Annotated in this window: 1 protein-coding gene; it reads right to left on the bottom strand. The window is 59.5% G+C overall.

Going from position 1 to position 1342, the window contains the following annotated elements:
• Positions 1 to 87: 87 nt before the first annotated feature.
• Positions 88 to 1230, bottom strand: a complete 1143-nt coding sequence (locus tag NKI20_RS33540) for an ISNCY family transposase (RefSeq protein WP_352838274.1) — start codon at positions 1228 to 1230, stop codon at positions 88 to 90.
• Between the last annotated feature and the right edge of the window lie 112 nt (positions 1231 to 1342).

The following is a 1342-nucleotide window of genomic DNA, read 5'->3' as shown; positions in this document are numbered from 1 at the left end:
TGTCGATAGCGAATTAAGTTGTCCGGTTTAGGTAGCACACGAGTTGTCCGCTGCTTCTGGTTTTGTTCTGCTGGCCGCCGAGCGGGTTCAAGCGGCTTTTTGTGTCTGTACGGCTATTCCATTGTGGTCGTAGCGGCCCAGACAGCGAGGCCCGTGGAAGATTGCATAGGCGCCGTCATGATAGCGGCGCACCTTGACTGTCGCCTTGACGAAATGGGGCCGCAGCGGGCTTTCGGGAATTTGCAGCTTCAGCCGATTGAACGAGACACAATTGTCGTTGCCGACCTGGCGCTCCTCCTGAATGCACAGGATCTCGCCCAGATCGACGCCGGGAATGGCGACGAAGGCTGAGCCTTCCTGTTCGGGCTTGACGGCGAAGCGCTTGTTGTGGGCCGGAATATAAACGTCGCGCAGAAAGCTGTTGGCCTCCTCTATGGTGGCGATCCCGGCCAACGCCAGCTCTTTCGTCAGCCGGTCTTGCAAGGTTTGGAAAACCCGCTCCGAACGACCGCGTGCCTGCGGCGAATAGGCCGCGATATGCTCGACGCCAAGGTGAGCCAACGCGCGACCGACCTGGGTCAGGTTTGTCCTGTCGATTCTTCCACCAGCCTGCGGCGTATAGAAATAGTGGCTGCCTCGATCCGTATAGAGGCTCAACGCCAGACCATGGCCGCCGAACACCTCCTCCAAAGCCCGAAACGTCGAAGCCGTCCCTTCTTCCTCGGTCAGAAAGCCCGAATAGATGGTGTTCGTCGCATCGTCCATCGTGACGATGAGGTCGAGCGCCGGTTGGCCGCCGAGCCAGATGTGGCGCGAGCCATCCTGATGCAGCATCATCCCCGGCAAGGGTCGGCGCGGCCGCTTGCGCCGGTGTGCTCCACGCCGGGATGCCTTGGTCAAAAGGCCTTTCGAATGCAGGAACGCCTTCGTCCAGGTGTAACCCCAGCTGAACCGATGATCGCGCACCAGAAGTTCGTGGAAATGCTTGGCCGTGAACCCGCTGTAGCGCGTCCGGTAGAGTGTCTCGACCTCAAACTCCCGGTCCAGCGGAACCCGTTTGCCAGACGCCTTGCCAAGACGCCGGTCCAATAAGCCGGCCTCCCCAGCCTCTTCATACCGGCAGCACCAGCGCCGGAAGGTTCGCTCGCTCAGACCCAGCAACTGCGCAGCCTCCATCTGGTTGAACTCCAAAGCCTCATAGCGGCTCAATACGTCTCGGAACTTGATCATTCGCACACCTTGATTGGCTTCCGACCGGCGCATCCTGACCCCGTTTAAAAGGTCAAGACTTACCGGACAGATCGTGTGCTACCTAAACCGGACATATCGTGTGCTACCGACA

This window comes from Mesorhizobium sp. M0830, assembly GCF_040319965.1.
Classification (GTDB): Bacteria; Pseudomonadota; Alphaproteobacteria; order Rhizobiales; family Rhizobiaceae; genus Mesorhizobium.
This window is presented reverse-complemented; position numbering and strand designations above follow the sequence as displayed.